Below are 19218 nucleotides of genomic sequence, written 5' to 3'. Positions count from 1 at the left end.
TGAAGCATGCAAGACAACATTCACAACCTCACCCGCAGCACCGATGACGTCGTCATCGTCGGCGGTGGCCTCGCCGGACTCTTTTGTGCACTGAAGCTCGCGCCGCGGCCGGTAACGCTGATCTCGGCCGCCCCGCTCGGACAGGGCGCGTCGTCCGCATGGGCGCAGGGCGGCATCGCTGCGGCCGTGGCCGAAGGCGATACGCCGGAGGCGCACGCCGCTGATACCATCGCCGTCGGCGGCGGTCTTGTCGACGAGGCGGTCGCACTCGGCATCGCGCGCGAGGCCGCGCCTCGGATTCACGATTTACTCGCCTATGGCGTGCCGTTCGACCGCGACCTCGAAGGCCGGCTCGCTGTCGGACGAGAAGCTGCGCATTCGGCGCGGCGCATCGTGCATGTGCGCGGCGACGGGGCCGGAGCCGCGATCATCGCGGCACTGAGCGAGGCCGTACGCCGCACGCCGTCGATCCGACTGATCGAAGGTCTCGTCGCCGAAGCGCTGTTGACCGAGGACGGCGCGGTCACGGGTCTTCAATTGCGCGAGGCCGGCAATCCCGCTGCAAGTCCGCTCCTGCTTGCCTCTCGCGCGGTGGTGCTGGCGACCGGTGGCCTCGGCCATCTCTATGCCGTCACCACCAACCCGCTAGAAGCCAGCGGCTCCGGCCTTGCGATCGCAGCACGTGCCGGCGCCGTGATCGCCGATCCCGAGTTCGTGCAGTTCCACCCCACTGCCATCATGGTCGGCCGCGATCCGGCGCCGCTCGCAACCGAAGCGCTGCGCGGCGAAGGGGCGACGCTGATCAACGGCGATGGCGAACGTTTCATGCTCACGCTCCATCCGCTCGCAGAGCTCGCGCCGCGCGACATCGTGGCGCGCGGTGTGTTCGCCGAGATCGCGGCCGGGCGCGGTGCCTTCCTCGATGCCCGGCAGGCGCTGGGTGCGCGCTTCGCCGACAAATTTCCGACCGTTCATGCAAGCTGCATCGCGGCCGGCATCGATCCCGCCACGCAGGCCATCCCGATCGCGCCGGCCGCGCATTACCACATGGGCGGCATCGCGGTGGACGAGCGCGGCCGCAGCTCGATCGACGGGCTGTGGGCCGGCGGCGAAGTGTCCTCCACCGGCGCGCACGGCGCCAACCGGCTGGCGTCGAATTCGCTCTTGGAGGCGGTGGTCTACGCCGCCCGCATCGCCGACGACATCGCCGGCCGCGCCATCCCCTCGCCTGCCCGCCTTCCCGATGCGTTGGTGACGTCGCGTGGCGGCACGCCGGACGCTGCCGCCGTGAAGCGGTTGCGAACGATGATGAGCGCGCATGTCGGCGTGATCCGCAACAGTGACGGGCTTGCGGAGGCCGTGCGCAGCTTCGCCGCAGTCGAGCGCGGGCCCGCAAGCATCGCTCTCCGCAACATGGCGGCTTCAGCCCTGCTCGTCGCTGCGTCCGCCTGGGCCCGGCGCGAGAGCCGCGGCGCGCATTTCCGCTCCGACCATCCGGCGGATGTCCCCACGCTGGCACGGAGAACGATGACGACGCTCACGGAAGCACGTGAGATCGCGGAGAGCCTGAGCGAGCGTCCGCTGCCACGCACCGCCCGACCGATGATCGCCTGATGGAGTCCCTCATGATCACCCCGACGTCACTGCTCTATCCCGACGCCTTCCTGTCGCCGCTTGCGATCGACGAGGCCGTGCATCGCGCGCTCGACGAGGATCTCGGCCGCGCCGGCGACATCACCTCGCTTGCGACGATCCCGGAGGCGACCAAGGCGCAGGCGATCCTGGTCGCGCGCCAGTCCGGCGTGATCGCCGGCCTGCCGCTGGCGCTGGCGACGCTGCAAAAGCTCTCGCCCGACATCGACGTGCGCGCGCATGTCCGCGACGCCGCACGGGTTGCCCGCGGCCAGCACGTGCTGACGATCACGGGCCCGGCCCGCGCCATTCTCACGGCGGAGCGGACGGCGCTGAATTTCGTGGGCCGGCTGTCGGGCGTTGCGACGCTCACGGCCGACTACGTCGCGCGGACCGAAGGCACGACAATGCGCATCTGCTGCACGCGCAAGACCACGCCGGGGCTCCGGGCGCTGGAGAAATACGCCGTGCGCTGCGGCGGCGGCTTCAACCATCGCTTCGGGCTCGACGATGCGATCCTGATCAAGGACAACCACATCGCGGTCGCCGGCGGCATCCGCCCGGTTCTGGAGCGCGCCCGCGCGCATGCCGGTCATCTCGTCAAGATCGAGATCGAGGTCGATACGCTCGCGCAACTCCGCGAGGTGCTCGGCACCGGGCTCGCCGATGCCGTGCTGCTCGACAACATGGACCTTGCGACGCTGCGCGAGGCGGTGCGGCTCAACGAGGGGCGCCTCGAGCTGGAGGCATCCGGCGGCGTCACGCTGGACTCGATCGCGGCCATCGCGGCGACCGGCGTCGACTACGTCTCATCCGGCGCGCTGACACATTCGGCGCCGAATTTCGACTGCGCGCTGGATATCGAGGCGTGAGCCACACCGTCATGGCCGGGCTTGTCCCGGCCATCCACGCCTCGCCTCGCAACACAAAGAACGTGGATGCCCGGGACAAGCCCGGGCATGACGAACTTTCGTGAATGATTACCTTCGCTCGGTCACACCCATCTCGGCGGAGCTCTTGGCTTCCTGGGCGAGCTCGGCGGAGAGTGCCGCAGTCTGGGCCGGGGTGCCCCAGCTCGGTTCTTCGCTGCCGTCGCCCCAGGCGCGCGGGCGATAGAAGGTGTGGACGCCGGTCTTGTACATCTTCTTCATCTCGGCGACCCAGGACGGACGCACCCAGTAGGCGTGGTAGTGCGTGGACTTGCCCACTTCGGGCAGCCAGATCTGGCCGTCGAGCATCGCCTTCGAGATCTTTTTCGCGCGCTCCCACATCTCGGGCTCGCGGATCACGTCGGCATTGTTGTCGCAGGCGAAGGTGAACTGACACGCCAAATGGCGGTGCTTGTTCTGATAGACCGCGCCGCACACGGTGTCCGGATATTTGCCGGAGAAGACGCGATTCATCACGACTTGTGCAACCGCCATCTGGCCGCGCACGGCCTCGCCGCGCGATTCGAAATAGATGGCTTCGGCGAGACACTTCTCGGACTTTGCGCGCGACTTTTCGTCGAGCGCGAGCCGCTCCGCCGGCGATCTGGCGCGCTGGTTGTCGGCGTTGACCTCGCCCTTCGGCGCGACGCTTTCGCCGCTTTCGATGTCCTTGGCGATCTCGGCCGACGGCGGCGACAGCGCGGCCGTCACCTTCATATCGGGATCGGGCATCACGATTAGCGGCTCGGCGCCGGGCTGCCAGCTCTCGATGCTCTCGAGATTGCCGCCGAGCGAGGAGCTGCCGAAAAACAGGTTCGAGGTCTTGACGCGGAAGGGATCGCGCGGCGCCACGTCCGGGAGGGTCGCCTGCTTCAGCGCCTCGAGCGGCTGAACCGCGAACGCGCGCGCCGCGTCACTGGCTTGTGGCGGATTGGCATATTGCGGCAGCGGCGGCGCGCGCAGCGCTTCCTGAAGCTCGGGATCGAGCGCCGCCGCGGACTCCGGCGACATGATTTGCGGCAACGCGGCGGTCTTGGCGCCGAACACCGAGCTGTTCGATGTCGCGGGATCTTGCTGTGCCGGCGCGGCCGATGGTGCGGTCGTCTCGGGAGCCTGCGTGGGCGTGACGCTTGCGAGGCGATCCCCCTTCATGGAGCGATCGACCTTGGGAAAATCGGCGGCCTGGTACCGCGGCGGCGCCTGAAGCGCAGGATTGCGGCCGATCGCGCCGGTGACGTCGCGACCATCGAGGCTCGCGAGGCGAACCATCGCGCTCTGCGGAAGCGACGTGCCGATCGGACGGGAAAAGCTGTAGGTGGCGAGCTGGATCGAGGACGCGGCGGAAAACACCTGCTTCTGCCAGCGCTCGGCGACGCCGGGCTGACGCGCCAGCAACGAGGCGATATCCTGATAGCCGGTCTCTCTCGGCATCAATGCGAAGATGCAGAGACCGATTCCGAAGGACGCGAACCGCGCGCCCTTCGGATGGTTACGCAACACTGACATCGACACGCTCACGCTACGCTTACGCCAGAAAAATCGAACCGCAGTACGTCCGTACAATTCGATCTTTATCGTCAATATCCAATTTAGGTTGCCGGGGCGTTAATCGGCGTTGCGCGTGCGGCACACTCAAGCGATTGCAGGTGGTTTCACGGGCAATGATGCGCGTTGGTAAACACCGCCTCTCGTAAAGCGGTAAACATTCGGTCAACGCGAATGGTGAAGGAACTCTTGCGCGTGCGTCTCATTACGGGACGCGCGACGAGTTCCGTTGTTTTTGCGCAATGAGTCCGCTTCATCGGTGTCATGCCCCGGCTTGACCGGGGCATCCAGTACGCCGCGGCCTTTCCGCTCAACCACAACGGCCTCGGCGTACTGGATCGCCCGGTCAAGCCGGGCGACGACACCGAGTGTGTGGCGCTCGCAAAGACGCGTGGATGGAGTGTCGTCTGAAATGAAAAGAGGCGGGGCTTTGCCCCGCCTCTCTCAACTCAATCCTGATCTTCGCGCTTACGCCTGGCTCGCGATCGCCTTGCCGAGCGCCGCCTGCGCCGCCGCGAGGCGGGCGATCGGCACGCGGTAGGGCGAGCAGGAGACGTAGTCGAGGCCGATGTCGTGGCAGAAGGCGACGGAGGCGGGATCGCCGCCGTGCTCGCCGCAGATGCCGACCTTGAGCTTCGGGCGCGTCTTGCGGCCGCGCGCGACGCCGATCTTGACGAGCTCGCCGACGCCTTCCTGGTCGAGCGCGACGAAGGGATCGACCGGGAGGATGCCCTTGGACACGTAGGTTCCGAGGAAGCTCGCCGCGTCGTCGCGGCTGATGCCGTAGGTGGTCTGCGTGAGGTCGTTGGTGCCGAACGAGAAGAACTCCGCGCTCTCGGCGATCTCGGCCGCGAGCAGGCAGGCGCGCGGCAGCTCGATCATGGTGCCGACCTGGTAGGCGATCTTGGTGTTGGTGTCGCGCATCACGGCTTTCGCGGTGGCATCGATGCGCGCCTTGACGAGGTCGAGCTCCGCCTTGGTGGCAATCAGCGGCACCATCACCTCGAGTCCGACGGCCTTGCCGGTGCGCTTCTCGGCCTCGACTGCGGCTTCGAAGATCGCACGCGCCTGCATCTCGGCGATCTCCGGATAAGCGATCGCGATGCGGCAGCCGCGGAAACCGAGCATCGGATTGAACTCCGAGAGCTCGCGCGCACGGTCGGCCAGGCGCCGCGGGTCGGTGTTCATGGCGCGTGCCACTTCCTCGACCTCGGCATGGGTGTGCGGCAGGAATTCATGGAGGGGAGGATCCAGAAGCCGGATCGTGACGGGCAGGCCCTTCATGATCTCGAACAGCTCGACGAAGTCGGCGCGCTGCATCGGCAACAGCTTGGCGAGCGCGGCGCGGCGCGACTGCTCGTCCTCGGAGAGGATCATCTCGCGCACCGTGCGGATGCGCGTCTCCTCGAAGAACATGTGCTCGGTGCGGCACAGGCCGATGCCTTCCGCGCCGAACTTGATCGCGGTGCGCGCGTCCTCCGGCGTGTCACCGTTGACGCGCACGCCGATCTTGCGGACCTGATCGGCCCATTTCATCAGCGTGCCGAACTCGCCGGAGAGCTCCGGCTCGATCATCGGCATGCGGCCGGCGAGCACCTGGCCGAGCGAACCGTCGATGGTGATGACGTCGCCGGTCTTGAAGGTCCGGGAGCCGATGCTCATGGTGCCGCGGCCGTAATCGACACGGATGGTGCCGCAGCCGGAGACGCAGGGCTTGCCCATGCCGCGCGCGACCACCGCCGCGTGCGAGGTCATGCCGCCGCGGGTGGTCAGGATGCCTTCGGCGGCGTGCATGCCGTGGATGTCTTCCGGGCTGGTCTCGATGCGAACCAGGATCACCTTGCGGCCGTCGGCCTGGAGCTTGGCCGCCTCGTCCGAGGAGAACACGATCTCGCCGGAGGCAGCACCGGGCGAGGCCGGCAGGCCGGTCGCGATCACGTCGCGCTTGGCGTCGGGATCGATGGTCGGATGCAGCAGCTGGTCGAGCGAGGCGGGATCGATCCGCGTCACCGCTTCCTTCTTCGAGATCAGCCCTTCATTGGCGAGCTCGACCGCGATGCGCAGCGCCGCCTTGGCGGTGCGCTTGCCGCCGCGGGTCTGGAGCATCCACAGCTTGCCCTGCTCGACCGTGAACTCCATGTCCTGCATGTCGCGGTAGTGCTTCTCGAGCAGCGTGTAGATCCGCGTCAGCTCCTTGAAGGCTTCCGGCATCGCCGCTTCCATCGACGCCTTGTCGGAACCGGATTCCTTGCGCGCTTCCTCGGTGATGTCCTGCGGCGTGCGGATGCCCGCCACCACGTCTTCGCCTTGCGCGTTGATCAGGAACTCGCCGTAGAGCTTGCTCTCGCCGGTCGAGGGGTTGCGGGTGAAGGCGACGCCGGTCGCCGACGTCTCGCCCATGTTGCCGAACACCATGGCCTGCACGTTGACCGCGGTGCCCCAGGATTCCGGAATGTCGTGCAGCTTGCGATAGGTCACTGCGCGCGCGTTCATCCAGGATGAGAACACCGCGCCAATCGCACCCCAGAGCTGGTCGTGCGGATCCTGTGGGAAATCCTTGCCGGTCTCGCGCGCGACCGCGTCTTTGTACTTGCCGACCAGTCCGACCCAGTCCTCGGCACTGAGGTCCGTATCGAGCGTATAGCCCTGGCTGTCCTTGAAGGTGTCGAGGATTTCCTCGAAGTGATGATGCTCGAAGCCGAGCACCACGTCCGAATACATCGTGATGAAGCGGCGATAGCTGTCATAGGCGAAGCGACGGTCACCCGACAGTTCCGACAGCGCTTCCACGGTCTCGTCGTTCAAGCCGAGATTGAGCACGGTGTCCATCATGCCCGGCATCGAGGCACGCGCGCCGGAGCGCACGGAGACGAGCAGCGGGTTTTTGACGTCGCCGAACACCTTGCCGGTCAACTTGCCGACATGGTCGAGCGCCTTCTCAACCTGCGACTGCAATTCCTTCGGATAGGATTTGTCGTGTGCGTAGAAGTAGGTGCAGACCGAGGTCGGGAGGGTGAAGCCGGGAGGCACGGGAAGGCCGAGATTGGCCATCTCGGCGAGGTTGGCGCCCTTGCCGCCAAGCAGGTCGCGCATCTCCGTCCGGCCCTCGGCTTTGCCGTCGCCGAACGTGAACACCCATTTGCCGGCCTTGGCCGCGGCTGGCGCCGCCTTGGCGGGCGCGGCCTTTTTGGGGGCGGGCTTCACGGCAACCTTCGGCGCAGCCGACTTGGTCGCAGCCTTCGCCGCGGGCTTCGCAGCCGGCTTTACAGCCGCCTTGGCGACCGGCTTCGGGGCGCTCTTGGCAAGCGCCTTGCGAGCCGCCGGCGCGGCTTTCGCCGCGGCGGAGGACTTTGATTTCGCTGGCGTTTTCGCTGGAGTTTTATTGGGCTTCGAGGCGGCTTTGGCCATAGCTTGCACACAACCTGCGAGAGGAAAGGGAAATCGCGCGCCTTACACCACTTTGGGCAGGCCCGCGCAAGTCGAAGAGTTCCGGAAAATGAAGGCCTAGAGATGGAGCCACTTCAACAATCCGAGCCCGATCGCACCATTTATGATGAGAAAGATCGCGACGATCAGGTTGAGAAGGCGCGGCATGATCAGGATGAGCACGCCCGCAAGCAGCGACAGAAGCGGCGAGATGTGGGCGACGGTGATGTGCATGAATTGTCTTTCCGTGACGTGAGGCGAATCGCGGCTGGATCATACCGGACCGGGTTCCGCGGGTAGAGACGCACAAGGCGCGAACAGGTTCCCGGCTTCGCGAAAACTGCCCGAAATTGCCGCTGATGCGGCAGGGCTTTTCCCGGAACATTGCGAAGGGGACATGCATTGGCAACCGGTCGCGCCAGTAGCGCCGGCTGAAATCAGTTCGAAGGAGTTGCCCATGCGGAACAGGATTCTCGCCCTCGCTGCGCTTGGCGCCGCGCTCGGCTCGCCGATCGCAGCGTCTGCGCAATCCGGTCTCACCGTTGGCCGCGCGCCTGTTGTCGTCGACAGCGGCCCGACGATTGCGGTCGAACAGAGGCCGGCATTCCGCGAATATGTCGTCGAGCAACGTGTGCCGGCCTTCCGTGTCCCGGATCGCGTGGTGGTCGGCGCCACCTTACCTGAAAGCGGCGTCACTTATTATGACGTGCCGCAACGTTTCGGCGCCACCACCTACCGCTACACCGTCGTAAACGGCGCAACCGTGCTGGTCGAGCCGCGCTCGCGGCGCGTCGTCGAGGTGATGGATTAGATTCTCGTCTGAACGCGTTTTCTTCACGCGAACCGGTATCCACTTCGCTTGAAAACGCTTCCGATCAACTCGATGTCCGGCGTGTCACTTCAATCAGGCTGGCGCGCATCGCGTAGTACGGACATCAGGCCCCGCCCGGTTCTCCCCCCGCCGGGCGGGGCTTTTTTGAGCCTCGTCTGTGCACGCTCTCGTGTCCCGGGCAAGCGCAGCGCGACCCGGGACCCAGAAGCTACGAGCACGAGGTTAACATGGGCCCCGGCTCTGCAGCGCACCGCTGAAGAAGCGCTGCGCTGCGTCCGGGGCACGAGAGCCTCAATCCTGGATCTTCGAGAAATCCGCGACCGCACGCGTGGCGCTGCGGATCTCGTTGAGCAGCTTCAGCCTGTTCTCACGCACCTTCGGATCGTCGTCGTTGACGCGCACCTTCTCGAAGAACGCATCGACCGGCGGACGCAGCTTTGCCATCGCGCTCATCGCGGCGGCAAAGTCTTCCCTGGCGACGGCGGCGCTTGCTTCCGCCTGCACCTCGCCGATCGCCTTCGCCAGCGCCTTCTCTTCAGCGAGGCCATAGAGCGCAGCATCGGGTGCACCGTCGAACGCGCGCTTGTCCTTCTTCTCCTCGATGCCGAGGATGTTGCTGGCGCGTTTGATGCCGGCGAGCAGGTTCTTGCCGTCATCGCTCTCGAGGAACTTTCCGAGCGCCTCGACGCGGCGGACGATCATCAGGAGATCGTCCTGGCCGCCGAGCGCAAACACGGCGTCGACGAGATCGTGACGCGCGCCCTGCTCGCGCAGCTGGACCTTCAGGCGGTCGGCGAAGAAGGCGAGGAGATCGCTTGGAAGCTTCTCCGCGTCGGCCGACTTCACCGACAGGCCCGCGAGTGCAGATGCTGCCACCTTCATGAGCGACAGACGCAGGTTGTTCTCAGCGATCAGCCTGATCACACCGAGCGCCGCACGCCGCAGCGCATACGGGTCCTTGCTGCCGGTCGGCTTCTCGTCGATCGCCCAGAAGCCGACGAGCGTATCGAGCTTGTCGGCGAGCGCGACCGCGACGCTGACCGGATCGGTCGGCACGCGATCGGTAGGCCCCTGCGGCTTGTAGTGCTCCTCGCACGCGGCGGCGACCGAGGTATCCTCGCCCTGCGCCAGCGCGTAGTACTTGCCCATCAGACCCTGCACCTCCGGGAATTCGCCGACGACTTCGGTCAGCAAATCGGCCTTGGCGAGATGCGCGGCGCGCTTGGCCTTGGCGACATCGGCACCGACCAAAGGCGCGATCTCGGCGGCGAGGCGTTCGATGCGCTTGATGCGCTCAGCCTGAGTTCCGAGCTTCTCGTGGAACACGATCTGCTCGAACTTCGGCAGCCGGTCTTCAAGCTTCGTCTTGAGATCCGTCTCGTAGAAGAACTTCGCATCCGACAGGCGCGGGCGGATCACGCGCTCGTTGCCTGATACGACAGTCTTGCCGCCGTCGGCCGCCTCGATATTCGCCGTGAGGACGAACTTGTTGGTCAGCTTGCCCGTCTTGGAATCCCTGACGACAAAGCACTTCTGGTTGTTGCGGATGGTGGCGCGGATCACCTCTTCCGGGATCGCGAGATATTCCGGCTCGAACGATCCCATCATGACGACGGGCCATTCGACGAGGCCCGACACCTCGTCCAGCAGCACCTGATCTTCGACCAGCTCGAACCCTTGTGCGAACGTCAGCTCCTTGGCGTCGGCGAAGATGATGTCCTTGCGCGCCTGCGGATCGAGGATGACTTTTGCAGCCTTCAGCTTCGCCTCATAGTCCTCGAAGCGGCGTACGTTGATCGCAGCCGGCGCCATGAAGCGATGGCCGTAGGTGGTCTGGCCGGTCTCGATGCCATCGATTGAGAATTTGACGACATCGGGCTCTTCCGTCTCGGGCCCGAAGGTCGCGGTGATCGCGTGCAGCGGCCGCACCCAGCTCAGCGAGCCGGGCTTGCCTGAGCGCGCGCCCCAGCGCATCGATTTCGGCCAGGGGAAGGTGCGGATGATGACCGGCAGAATCTCGGCGAGCACGTCGATCGCGTCGCGGCCGGGTTTCTCGATCAGCGCGATGTAGAAGTCGCCCTTCGGGTCGCGCTGGATCTTGGCTTCGTCGAGCGAGTTTAGACCTGTCGCTTTCAGAAAACCCTGCACGGCCGCATCGGGCGCGCCCATTTTCGGACCGCGGCGTTCGGTCTTCAGATCGGGCTGGCGCGCGGGGATGCCGTGCACGGTGAGCGCAAGGCGACGCGGCGTGGCGAACGCTTTCGCACCCTCGTAGACGAGGCCCTCGGCGACCAGCTTGTCGGTGACCATGCGGCGCAAATCGTCGGCCGCCTTGGCCTGCATGCGCGCGGGGATTTCTTCCGAGAACAGTTCAAGCAAAAGATCGGGCATCAGGCCGCTCCGCCCGCTTCAGTATGGATCCAGGCCTCGCCGCAGGCCTTGGCCAGCTCGCGCACGCGAAGAATGTAGCTCTGCCGCTCGGTCACGGAGATCACGCCGCGCGCATCGAGCAGGTTGAAGACGTGGCTCGCCTTGATGCACTGATCGTAGGCCGGCAGCGCCATCAGGTGCGCCTCGCGCTTGCCGGACTCTGAGTTTTTTTGCCAGCCGGCGTCGAGGTACTTCCGGCACGCGGCTTCCGCCATCTTGAACTGCTCGAACAGCATCGCGGTGTCGGCGACTTCGAAATTGTGCTTCGAATATTCACGCTCGGCCTGCAGGAACACGTCGCCATAGGTCACCTTGGCGTCGCCCTCGCGGCCGTTGAAGTTGAGGTCGTAGACGCGGTCGACGCCCTGCACATACATCGCGAGGCGCTCGAGCCCGTAGGTGAGCTCGCCGGCAACAGGCGCGCATTCGAAGCCGGCGACCTGCTGGAAATAGGTGAACTGGCTGACTTCCATGCCGTCGCACCAGCACTCCCAGCCGAGACCCCAGGCGCCCAGTGTCGGGCTTTCCCAATCGTCCTCAACGAAGCGGATGTCGTGCACGGCGGAATCGATGCCGATCGCGGCGAGCGACTTCAGGTACAGCTCCTGAAGGTTCGGCGGCGACGGCTTCATGATCACCTGGAACTGGTAGTAGTGCTGCATCCGGTTTGGATTCTCGCCGTAGCGGCCATCCTTGGGCCGGCGCGAGGGCTGCACATAGGCGGCGTTCCACGGCTTTGGCCCGAGCGCGCGCAGCGTGGTCGCTGGATGGAAGGTGCCTGCGCCCATCTCCATGTCGTAGGGCTGCAGGATCACGCAGCCCTGCTCGGCCCAGAACCGCTGGAGCGCGAGGATAAAGCCCTGGAACGAGCGTTCCGGGCGCATATGGGCGGGCAATGAGGCGTCCATCGTCAGATCAGGCTCTCGCGGGGGGTTTTGAATCGCGCGGGACCGTATCGACGGCGGGGATGGGAATCAAGGCAAAGGGGGCGGGTTCGGGCCGATCGCCTTCGTCCTGAGACGGTGCGGTAGGGTGGGCAAAGCGACTTGTCCGCCGTAGCTCGAAGAGCGAAGGCGGAAGCGTGCCCACCATCGTCACCACAATTGCAAAAGGAATGGTGGGCACGGCGCAAGAGCGCCTTTGCCCACCCTACGGCAGCGCGGCCTAGCCGGGCCGATACGCTCCGGTCACGGGGTCACGTTTCAGCTTCTGAATATCCCCGGCATGGGCGGCTTCAGCGACGCGCGACAGGCGCATCTCCTCCAGCTCATGGTTGATCCGGACAGCGGTCTTGTAGGCCCAGCGGACCACGGCAAGCCCGCCCAGGACGCCCGCGAAAGCGACAAACGGCGGCATCGGTCGATCCTTGTCTAGTGCTCAGCCCCCACAGACATTCTTGCGCAGACCGGGCCGCGCCGCAATTGGCTCGGCTCGGACCAAATGGCGCGGGAGGGTGTCGCCTAGAACCCGAATTTCGCCCAAATCGCCCGCGTCTCGACCGCCGAGATCAACTCGTCCGGCAGGCCGGCCATTGATTCCATGGCCGAAAGCTGGCCCGCACCGGGCGATTTCCGCCCCAAAAGGCCCGAGAGCAGACCGGTCGGCTGCGCAATCACAGGGGTGAGAACCTTCTCGCCATAGCGGGCACGAAGAGTTGAGCGGAGATCGCCGATGCCGTCGGCAAGCCCCAGCGCGATCGAACTCTCGCCGGCCCAGTATTCGCCGGTGAACAGGGTGTCGTCGGCGCCCTTCAGCCGCGCGCCGCGGCTCTCCTTCACCAGCGCGATGAAGATCTGGTGGATCTCGCGCTGGAGCGCCTTCAGCCGCGCCACGTCGTCGGGGTTTTCCGGGAGGAACGGATCGAGCATCGCCTTGTGCGCGCCGGCCGTGTAGAGCCGCCGCTCGATGCCGAGCCGCCTGATTGCCTCCTGGAAACCGAAACTGCCGCCGACCACGCCGATCGAGCCGAGGATGGAGGACGGATCGCAGATGATCTCGTCGCCGGCGCAGGCGATCATGTAGCCGCCGGACGCCGCGACGTCCTCGACGAACACCAGCACGGGCAGCTTCTTCTCCGCCGCGAGCTGCTTGATGCGCAGATAGATCTGGCGCGACTGCACCGGCGAGCCGCCGGGCGAATTGATCACCAGCGCCACCGCCTTGGCGTTCCGGTACGAAAACGCCCGCTCCAGCACCCGCGCGACGCCCGCAAGCGTCATGCCCGGGCGCAACGGCGTCACCGCACCGATCACACCGGACAGGCGCACCACCGGCACCACCGCCGTGCCGGGACGGAAGCGCGCCGGCAGATATTGCATGAGCTTGTCGGCCAGGCCGGAACCTGCGCGATCGTTCAATTGTTCGGCCATGCCGTTACCCCTGCTTAACCATTTCTTATCACGCGACTGTCATTGGAAGTGCCCGGAACGTGTTTTGCAGATTCCCCGTTGGGAAGCTGCAATGAGGCAGCGGAGAACACCATGAAAATCTATCTGCTGTTGCTGCTGGTCGGTGCGCTGTTCATGGCGATCCGTCTGACGACCCCGCAAGAGCAGCAGTCGGAATCGCTTCCGCAGTAAGTCGTCGCGGCTCCGCCAGCGGCAAGAGCGCCCTCCCCTCCAGAATCTCCGTCACCTGATTTTTAGGCACGCCTGACTCGTCGTTGAGCATGAGGCCCGGCAGCAGCCGCGTCGGAGCCCGGCCGCCTTTGACTGCGCGCACCAGCACGCGGATCGCGGGCCGTCCTGCCTCGCCGTGAACCGGCAGGATCGACAGGCTTCCAAAACCGCGTGACAGCGCAGTCAAAACCTCCGCGATCCCATCGGCGCGCCAGATCAGGGTCAGCGCGCCGTCCGATCGGAGGATGCGCCGCGCCGCATGCACCCATGCATTCAGCGTCTCCTCCCGCGCAACATGCGCGGTGCGGCGTGCCTGATCGGGCGAACCGCGATGGCGTGCGGGATCGTTGAAGGGCGGGTTCATCAGCACCACATCGACGCTGTCGGGCACGAGGCCATTTGCCGCAAACGCCTGCGCGTCCGCCGTGACGTCGAGCACAATCGTCTCGGCAGCAATCGCATTCGCCACCGCATTGGCGCGCGCAAGCTCGGCCAGTTCCGGATCGATCTCGACCAGGCTGAGGCTGATGCCAGCCACGCGCCGGGCGAGCGCCAGCCCAGCCGCGCCGATGCCGGCGCCGAGATCGACGACACGGTCGCCCGCCCGCGCTTCCGTCGCCGCCGCGAGCAGGATGGCGTCGTGGCCGGCGCGGTGGCCAGAGCGCTTTTGCTTCAGCCGCAACTGCCCGCCGAGAAAGGCGTCCTCGGTAATTTCTGCCGCGGCCTCAATCATCGCCGCGCAGTTCATGGCTGAGGCCCGCCTCGGTGAGGAGTTCCCTGGCCTCCTGGGCGTCGTCCTCATGGACCAGGATCCGCCGCGGCAGGATGCCCAGCGAGCCCTCGATGATGCTCATGTTTTGGTCCAGCACCAGATGATGGATGTTGGCGCCGTCGAGCAGCGCGCCGATCGCCGACACCAGCACCATGTCGTTGGTCCGAACCAGTTCACGCAAAACGCAGGTCTCCTGCCTGAAAGGGGCTAAAGCGGCAAATGTCAATGGTTCCGCGGCACTTGCCGCATCCGCTGCCAGTTTCTATTGTATTTGCATCAGAATAGCCCCTCCGGGGCAAATATTGGAGACCGGCGTGGCCGTCATCGTACCTTTCGAAACTCCCGGCGCGTCGATCGAACAGCTGGTTGCCCTTGTCGCTGGTGACATGGAGCGCGTCAACGCCACGATCCTGTCGCGGACCGGGTCGGATGTCACCATGATCCCGGAGGTCGCCAACCACCTCATCTCCTCCGGCGGCAAGCGCCTGCGGCCCATGCTGACGCTCGCCATGGCCAACCTCGCCGGCTACGCCGGCGACGGTCACATCAAGCTCGCTGCAAGCGTCGAGTTCATGCATACCGCGACGCTCCTTCACGACGACGTGGTCGACGAGAGCGAGATGCGCCGCGGCAAGCTGTCGGCGCGCATGCTCTGGGGCAATGAGGCGAGCGTGCTGGTCGGCGACTTCCTGCTCGGCCAGGCGTTCCGCATGATGGTCGAGGTCGGCTCGCTCCGCGCGCTCGACATCCTCTCCGCGGCCGCCGCCACCATCGCCGAGGGCGAGGTGATGCAGCTTGCCGCCGCCAAGAACACCGCGACCACCGAGGACGAATATCTCGCCGTGATCCGCGGCAAGACCGCCGAGCTGTTCGCGGCCGCCTGCGAGGTCGGCCCCGTGATCGCCAACCGCCCGAAGGCGGAGCAGACCGCGTGCCGCTCGGTCGGCATGAATCTCGGCATCGCCTTCCAGCTCGTCGACGACGTGCTCGACTATGGCGGCAAGAGCGCCAAGCTCGGCAAGAACACCGGCGACGATTTCCGCGAGGGCAAGATCACGCTGCCGGTCGTGCTCGCCTTCCGCCGCGGCAACGACACCGAGCGCGCCTTCTGGATCCGCGCGCTGGAGCGCGGCGAGATCGGCGACACCGACCTCGACCACGCCCTCGGCCTGATGAACAAGCACCGCGCGCTGGAAGATACGCTCAGCCGCGCCCAGCACTACGGCGCCATGGCCGTCGACGCGCTGGCGCTGTTCCCGTCCTCGCCGATGAAGAGCGCGCTGGAGCAGGTGGTCGCTTTCTGCCTGGCCCGGTCGCATTAGGCGCGAGGGCCTGACGCTCTTTCCACGTCGTCATTGCGAGCGCAGCGAAGCAATCCAGAATCCCTCCGCGGAGACAGTCTGGATTGCTTCGCTGCGCTCGCAATGACGGAGAGCTAGGCAACGGCGCATTCCCCCTCTTGTCCCGGACGCGCTGCAGCGGGAAACGCTGCTGTGCGCAGAGCCGGGAAGCGACACGCAAGGCTCTCCGCAACATGGGCCCCGGCTCTGCAGCGCACCGCCAAGAGGCGCTGCGCTGCGTCCGGGGCACGATAGCGGCTATCCGGCGGCTACCTTAATCCCACCACCAGACCTGCTTTCACATACTTACCGCTCGCCCGCCGCGCACCTCACCGCCAGCCCCACCTCCGCATCCTCACCGCTCACTCTACCTGCCGCCGCCTGCCCAGTGACTTGCATTTTGCAAGCCACTCTCCTACGTTCCCGCCATGCAGCCCAAATCCCCCTCAATCCTGGAATGCCCGGTCGGCCGCGCTGTTGAGACGGTCGGTGAATGGTGGAGCATCTTGATCCTGCGGGATGCGTTCCAGGGCGCGACGAAGTTCGACGAATTTTCGCAAAGCCTCGGCATCGCGCCGAACATCCTGTCGCGGCGCCTTGCCCATCTCACCGAGAGCGGCATGTTCGTCCGCCGCCGCTATCATGAACGGCCGCCGCGGTACGAATATGTGCTGACGGAGAAGGCGCGGGATTTCTTCCCTGTGGTCGTGGCACTGCTGGCCTGGGGCAACAGGCATCTCGCGCCCAAGGGCGAATCCATCGTGCTGGCGAATCGGAGCGACGCTCGCCCGTTCGATCCGATCGTGGTCGATGCCGCCGACATGCGTCCGATCACCCTCGCCAATGCGGTCGTCGTCCCGGGTCCCCGCGCCAGCCGCGGGATGCGCAAGCGGCTCGGCTCGCTCAAAGCCATGAACCCGGCCGTTGCGCCGGCTGGAGACTGACATGCGTCGTATCGTCGTGACGGGAATGGGGGCGGTGTCGCCGCTCGGCTGTGGTGTTGAACTCTCCTGGCGCCGGCTGCTCGCCGGCCAGAGCGGACTGCGTCCTCTGCCCGAATGGTCGCAGGCACTCCCTGCCCGCATTGCCGGTCTCGTGCCCGACAAGGCCGACGATGCCGAAGGCGGCTTCGACCCCGCGCAAGCCGCCGCGCCAAAAGACCAGCGCAAGATGGACCGCTTCATCCTGTTCGCCCTGCTCGCGACCGCAGAGGCGGTCGCGCAGGCCAAATGGGCGCCGCAGGACGCGAGCGCACAGGAACGCACCGCGACGATCATCGCTTCCGGCGTCGGCGGCTTCCCGGCAATGGCGGAGGCGGTGCGCATCACCGAGCAGCGCGGCGCGCGCCGGCTCTCGCCCTTCACCATTCCCTCATTTCTCGCCAATCTCGCCGCCGGCCACGTCTCGATCAAATACGGCTACAAGGGCGCGCTGGGCACACCGGTCACGGCCTGTGCCGCCGGCGTCCAGGCAATCGGCGATGCCGCGCGCATGATCCGCGCAGGCGAAGCCGATGTCGCGATCTGCGGCGGCGCGGAAGCCTGCATCGATATCGTCAGCATTGGCGGCTTTGCCGCAGCCCGCGCGCTGTCGAGCGGATTCAACGACGAGCCCGCGCGCGCCTCGCGCCCGTTCGATCGCGACCGCGACGGCTTTGTCATGGGCGAAGGCGCGGGCATCCTGGTGATCGAGGAGCTGGAGCATGCGCTAGCGCGCGGCGCCTCCCCGATTGCGGAAATCGTGGGCTACGGCACGACGGCGGACGCTTATCACATGACGTCGGGGCCGCCCGACGGCGACGGCGCCCGCCGTGCGATGGAGATCGCGCTGCGCCAGGCGAAGCTTGCGCCCGCGGATTTGCAGCATTTGAACGCACATGCGACGTCGACGCCGGCCGGCGACGAAAGCGAGCTCGGTGCGATCGCCGCGCTGTTTGGCCGCAACCGCGGCATCGCGGTCAGCGCGACCAAATCGGCCACCGGCCATCTGCTCGGCGCCGCCGGCGGCCTCGAGGCGATCTTCACCGTCCTCGCCTTGCGCGACCAGGTCGCGCCGCCGACGCGCAATTTCGAAAACGCAGATCCCGGCGCTGATGGCATCGACATCGTCGCAGGCAGCGCGCGGCCGATGCCGATGCTCAACGCCATCTCCAACGGATTTGGCTTCGGCGGGGTGAATGCCAGCGTGATCTTCCGCCGGATGGGCTGAACGAGAGGCCTTGCAATCGCAGCACGCTACGTTACCAAAACGGGATGATCGAAACGAATTTCTGGCTGTTCCTGGCCGCAGCGTGTCTCATTGCCGCCGTTCCCGGCCCCGGCATCTTCTACGTCGCGGCACGGACCTTGTCCGAAGGGCGCGCCAGCGGCTTTGCATCAACCGCGGGCACGGCGCTGGGCGGGCTGGTTCATGTCGTCGCAGGCAGCCTCGGCATCTCCGCGATCATCCTTGCCAGTGCGGAGCTGTTTGCCGCCGTAAAATTCATCGGCGCGCTCTACCTGATCTGGCTCGGCATCAAGACCTTCCGCAACGCCGGTCGCGCGCTCTCGCTGGAGAGCGAGCCCGTCGGCGACAGGCGCGCATTCCGCGACGGCGTGCTGGTCGAGGCGCTGAACCCGAAGACCGCCGCATTCTTCCTCGCCTTCATTCCGCAGTTCCTCGATCCCGCGGGATCGAGCCCCACGCTGCAATTCATCGTGCTCGGCGCGATCTCGGTGATCCTGAACACGCTCGCCGATGTCGTCGTCGTGCTGATGGCAACTGCAACGCGCACGCAGCTGATTGGCAGGCCGCATCTGATGCGGCGTCTCACGCAGGGCTCCGGTGTCTTCATCGCGGGCCTTGGCCTCTCGCTGGCGCTGGCGCGGCGGCCGGCGCAGAGCTAGCTCGCGTCATTCCCGACGGGCATCCACCGAAAAAAGAAAGGGGCCGAAGCCCCTTTCTCAGATTTCACCAGTGGTGCCAATGATGCCAGCGGTGCCAGCGAGCCCAATGATGCCAGCGCCAGCCGTCACCCCAATGATGGTGCCAGCCGTAACCACCCCAGTAGTGCGGACGGTAGTAGCCTCCATGGTAGTGCCGTTGCCAGCAATTACCCCATTCATTGCAGACATAGCCGGTCGGCACCTCGATCGGTGCTGCTGACGCAGCCCCGCTCGACAGCGTGACCCCGCCAAGCGCGGCAAGGCCGACAAACGCAGATACAAGTTTCATGATGTTCACCTCCTAACATCCGTTGGAGGCGACGAGTGCGTCCTGCGTTCGGCGCCTTACGCAGGTTTAATACCGATGAACGATTTCGATGAGGCGATCCGCAACTGATGACGGCGTGCGCGCGACATTGTCGCCATCGGCCCGAAAGACTTTCCGACCCGTAATGACCAAGACGTAACGCGTGGAATTCGAACGACCCATCGCTTGCGGCTCACCCATGGCTGTTGCGATGGAGAGTTCGATGAGGATGATGTCCTGGTCGCGTTATCGCCTCCTGACAAGGTCGTTGTCGCGCACCGCGCGTCGCTGTCACGACGCGAAGATGCGCAAGACCCGGCAGCGCCGACGCGCCATGCGCCGCCTAGCCGGCAGGAGCTCGCCGCCGAAGCGCCCGTGACCTGCGGCTTGCTTGTGGAATGGCCGGCAGCAGGCTACTCCAGTCGTGCTGTTATCTCGTCCGGCATTTCGAAGGATCGGCGCC

Annotated in this window: 17 protein-coding genes; 7 read left to right on the top strand and 10 right to left on the bottom strand. The window is 65.9% G+C overall.

Going from position 1 to position 19218, the window contains the following annotated elements:
• Positions 1-6: 6 nt before the first annotated feature.
• Together IVB46_RS09420 and nadC are read left to right on the top strand one after the other, a co-directional pair.
• The gene (locus tag IVB46_RS09420; protein ID WP_247314249.1) at positions 7-1614 is read left to right on the top strand and encodes an L-aspartate oxidase; all 1608 of its coding nucleotides are present in this window, start codon (positions 7-9) and stop codon (positions 1612-1614) included.
• A gap of 11 nt (positions 1615-1625) precedes the next feature.
• Positions 1626-2504 (top strand): carboxylating nicotinate-nucleotide diphosphorylase, encoded by an 879-nt coding sequence (nadC, locus tag IVB46_RS09415; RefSeq protein WP_247314251.1) that lies wholly within the window; start codon positions 1626-1628, stop codon positions 2502-2504.
• Between the two features lie 108 nt (positions 2505-2612).
• Here nadC and IVB46_RS09410 read toward each other — a convergent pair whose 3' ends face one another.
• The 3 genes from IVB46_RS09410 to IVB46_RS09400 form a co-directional block, all read right to left on the bottom strand.
• Positions 2613-4067, bottom strand: coding sequence for a cell wall hydrolase (locus tag IVB46_RS09410; protein ID WP_247314253.1), 1455 nt, complete (start codon positions 4065-4067; stop codon positions 2613-2615).
• A 507-nt stretch (positions 4068-4574) separates the two neighbouring features.
• Complete coding sequence (gene ppdK / locus IVB46_RS09405; RefSeq protein ID WP_247314254.1) at positions 4575-7514, bottom strand: pyruvate, phosphate dikinase; 2940 nt, start codon at positions 7512-7514, stop codon at positions 4575-4577.
• Between the two features lie 96 nt (positions 7515-7610).
• Positions 7611-7766, bottom strand: coding sequence for a DUF3096 domain-containing protein (locus IVB46_RS09400; protein WP_014497329.1), 156 nt, complete (start codon positions 7764-7766; stop codon positions 7611-7613).
• A 223-nt stretch (positions 7767-7989) separates the two neighbouring features.
• Here IVB46_RS09400 and IVB46_RS09395 point away from each other — a divergent pair, with 223 nt between their 5' ends.
• Positions 7990-8343, top strand: a complete 354-nt coding sequence (locus tag IVB46_RS09395) for a DUF1236 domain-containing protein (protein WP_038944551.1) — start codon at positions 7990-7992, stop codon at positions 8341-8343.
• Between the two features lie 312 nt (positions 8344-8655).
• Here IVB46_RS09395 and glyS read toward each other — a convergent pair whose 3' ends face one another.
• The 6 genes from glyS to IVB46_RS09365 all read right to left on the bottom strand — a co-directional run bounded on the left by glyS (position 8656) and on the right by IVB46_RS09365 (position 14365).
• A complete protein-coding gene (gene glyS, locus IVB46_RS09390) occupies positions 8656-10755 on the bottom strand; it encodes a glycine--tRNA ligase subunit beta (RefSeq protein WP_247314256.1) in 2100 nt (699 codons plus the stop codon).
• A complete protein-coding gene (locus tag IVB46_RS09385) occupies positions 10755-11702 on the bottom strand; it encodes a glycine--tRNA ligase subunit alpha (protein ID WP_028153882.1) in 948 nt (315 codons plus the stop codon). The genes glyS and IVB46_RS09385 overlap by 1 nt, the downstream gene beginning before the upstream one ends.
• A gap of 256 nt (positions 11703-11958) precedes the next feature.
• On the bottom strand, positions 11959-12150 hold the full coding sequence (locus IVB46_RS09380) for a hypothetical protein (RefSeq protein ID WP_071916131.1): 192 nt from the start codon (positions 12148-12150) through the stop codon (positions 11959-11961).
• Between the two features lie 104 nt (positions 12151-12254).
• On the bottom strand, positions 12255-13163 hold the full coding sequence (locus tag IVB46_RS09375; protein WP_247314258.1) for a S49 family peptidase: 909 nt from the start codon (positions 13161-13163) through the stop codon (positions 12255-12257).
• A gap of 151 nt (positions 13164-13314) precedes the next feature.
• Positions 13315-14145, bottom strand: coding sequence for a methyltransferase (locus IVB46_RS09370; protein ID WP_247314261.1), 831 nt, complete (start codon positions 14143-14145; stop codon positions 13315-13317).
• Entirely contained in the window at positions 14138-14365 is a 228-nt protein-coding gene (locus IVB46_RS09365) for a DUF2007 domain-containing protein (protein ID WP_014497336.1), read from the bottom strand. The genes IVB46_RS09370 and IVB46_RS09365 overlap by 8 nt, the downstream gene beginning before the upstream one ends.
• Positions 14366-14498: 133 nt before the next feature.
• On the opposite strand from IVB46_RS09365, the gene IVB46_RS09360 reads away from it, so the two are divergent.
• The 4 genes from IVB46_RS09360 to IVB46_RS09345 all read left to right on the top strand — a co-directional run bounded on the left by IVB46_RS09360 (position 14499) and on the right by IVB46_RS09345 (position 18409).
• Positions 14499-15506 carry a polyprenyl synthetase family protein gene (locus IVB46_RS09360; protein ID WP_085402593.1) on the top strand — a complete coding sequence of 336 codons (1008 nt, stop codon included), beginning with the start codon at positions 14499-14501 and terminating at the stop codon, positions 15504-15506.
• 446 nt (positions 15507-15952) lie between these two features.
• Positions 15953-16468 (top strand): helix-turn-helix domain-containing protein, encoded by a 516-nt coding sequence (locus tag IVB46_RS09355; RefSeq protein WP_247314264.1) that lies wholly within the window; start codon positions 15953-15955, stop codon positions 16466-16468.
• Between the two features lies 1 nt (position 16469).
• Positions 16470-17732: a beta-ketoacyl-ACP synthase II gene (gene fabF / locus IVB46_RS09350; protein WP_247314266.1), complete on the top strand. Its 1263-nt coding sequence runs from the start codon at positions 16470-16472 to the stop codon at positions 17730-17732.
• A 44-nt stretch (positions 17733-17776) separates the two neighbouring features.
• Complete coding sequence (locus IVB46_RS09345) at positions 17777-18409, top strand: LysE family translocator (RefSeq protein ID WP_247314267.1); 633 nt, start codon at positions 17777-17779, stop codon at positions 18407-18409.
• 64 nt (positions 18410-18473) lie between these two features.
• Here the strand turns inward: IVB46_RS09345 and IVB46_RS09340 are convergent, their stop codons facing one another.
• Positions 18474-18737 carry a hypothetical protein gene (locus tag IVB46_RS09340; RefSeq protein WP_247314269.1) on the bottom strand — a complete coding sequence of 88 codons (264 nt, stop codon included), beginning with the start codon at positions 18735-18737 and terminating at the stop codon, positions 18474-18476.
• Positions 18738-19218: the final 481 nt, after the last annotated feature.

Source organism: Bradyrhizobium sp. 61, from assembly GCF_023073075.1.
Classification (GTDB): domain Bacteria; phylum Pseudomonadota; class Alphaproteobacteria; order Rhizobiales; family Xanthobacteraceae; genus Bradyrhizobium; species Bradyrhizobium barranii.
This window is presented reverse-complemented; position numbering and strand designations above follow the sequence as displayed.

Excerpts from the sequence above, each read along its gene's own strand:
- IVB46_RS09380 (WP_071916131.1), bottom strand. The coding sequence starts at position 12,150 with ATGCCGCCGTTTGTCGCTTTCGCGGGCGTCCTGGGCGGGCTTGCCGTG.
- nadC (WP_247314251.1), top strand. The coding sequence starts at position 1,626 with ATGATCACCCCGACGTCACTGCTCTATCCCGACGCCTTCCTGTCGCCG.
- glyS (WP_247314256.1), bottom strand. The coding sequence starts at position 10,755 with ATGCCCGATCTTTTGCTTGAACTGTTCTCGGAAGAAATCCCCGCGCGC.
- IVB46_RS09410 (WP_247314253.1), bottom strand. The coding sequence starts at position 4,067 with ATGTCAGTGTTGCGTAACCATCCGAAGGGCGCGCGGTTCGCGTCCTTC.
- IVB46_RS09400 (WP_014497329.1), bottom strand. The coding sequence starts at position 7,766 with ATGCACATCACCGTCGCCCACATCTCGCCGCTTCTGTCGCTGCTTGCG.
- IVB46_RS09355 (WP_247314264.1), top strand. The coding sequence starts at position 15,953 with ATGCAGCCCAAATCCCCCTCAATCCTGGAATGCCCGGTCGGCCGCGCT.
- IVB46_RS09420 (WP_247314249.1), top strand. The coding sequence starts at position 7 with ATGCAAGACAACATTCACAACCTCACCCGCAGCACCGATGACGTCGTC.
- IVB46_RS09395 (WP_038944551.1), top strand. The coding sequence starts at position 7,990 with ATGCGGAACAGGATTCTCGCCCTCGCTGCGCTTGGCGCCGCGCTCGGC.
- IVB46_RS09375 (WP_247314258.1), bottom strand. The coding sequence starts at position 13,163 with ATGGCCGAACAATTGAACGATCGCGCAGGTTCCGGCCTGGCCGACAAG.
- ppdK (WP_247314254.1), bottom strand. The coding sequence starts at position 7,514 with ATGGCCAAAGCCGCCTCGAAGCCCAATAAAACTCCAGCGAAAACGCCA.
- IVB46_RS09340 (WP_247314269.1), bottom strand. The coding sequence starts at position 18,737 with ATGAAACTTGTATCTGCGTTTGTCGGCCTTGCCGCGCTTGGCGGGGTC.
- IVB46_RS09345 (WP_247314267.1), top strand. The coding sequence starts at position 17,777 with ATGATCGAAACGAATTTCTGGCTGTTCCTGGCCGCAGCGTGTCTCATT.
- IVB46_RS09385 (WP_028153882.1), bottom strand. The coding sequence starts at position 11,702 with ATGGACGCCTCATTGCCCGCCCATATGCGCCCGGAACGCTCGTTCCAG.
- IVB46_RS09370 (WP_247314261.1), bottom strand. The coding sequence starts at position 14,145 with ATGATTGAGGCCGCGGCAGAAATTACCGAGGACGCCTTTCTCGGCGGG.
- fabF (WP_247314266.1), top strand. The coding sequence starts at position 16,470 with ATGCGTCGTATCGTCGTGACGGGAATGGGGGCGGTGTCGCCGCTCGGC.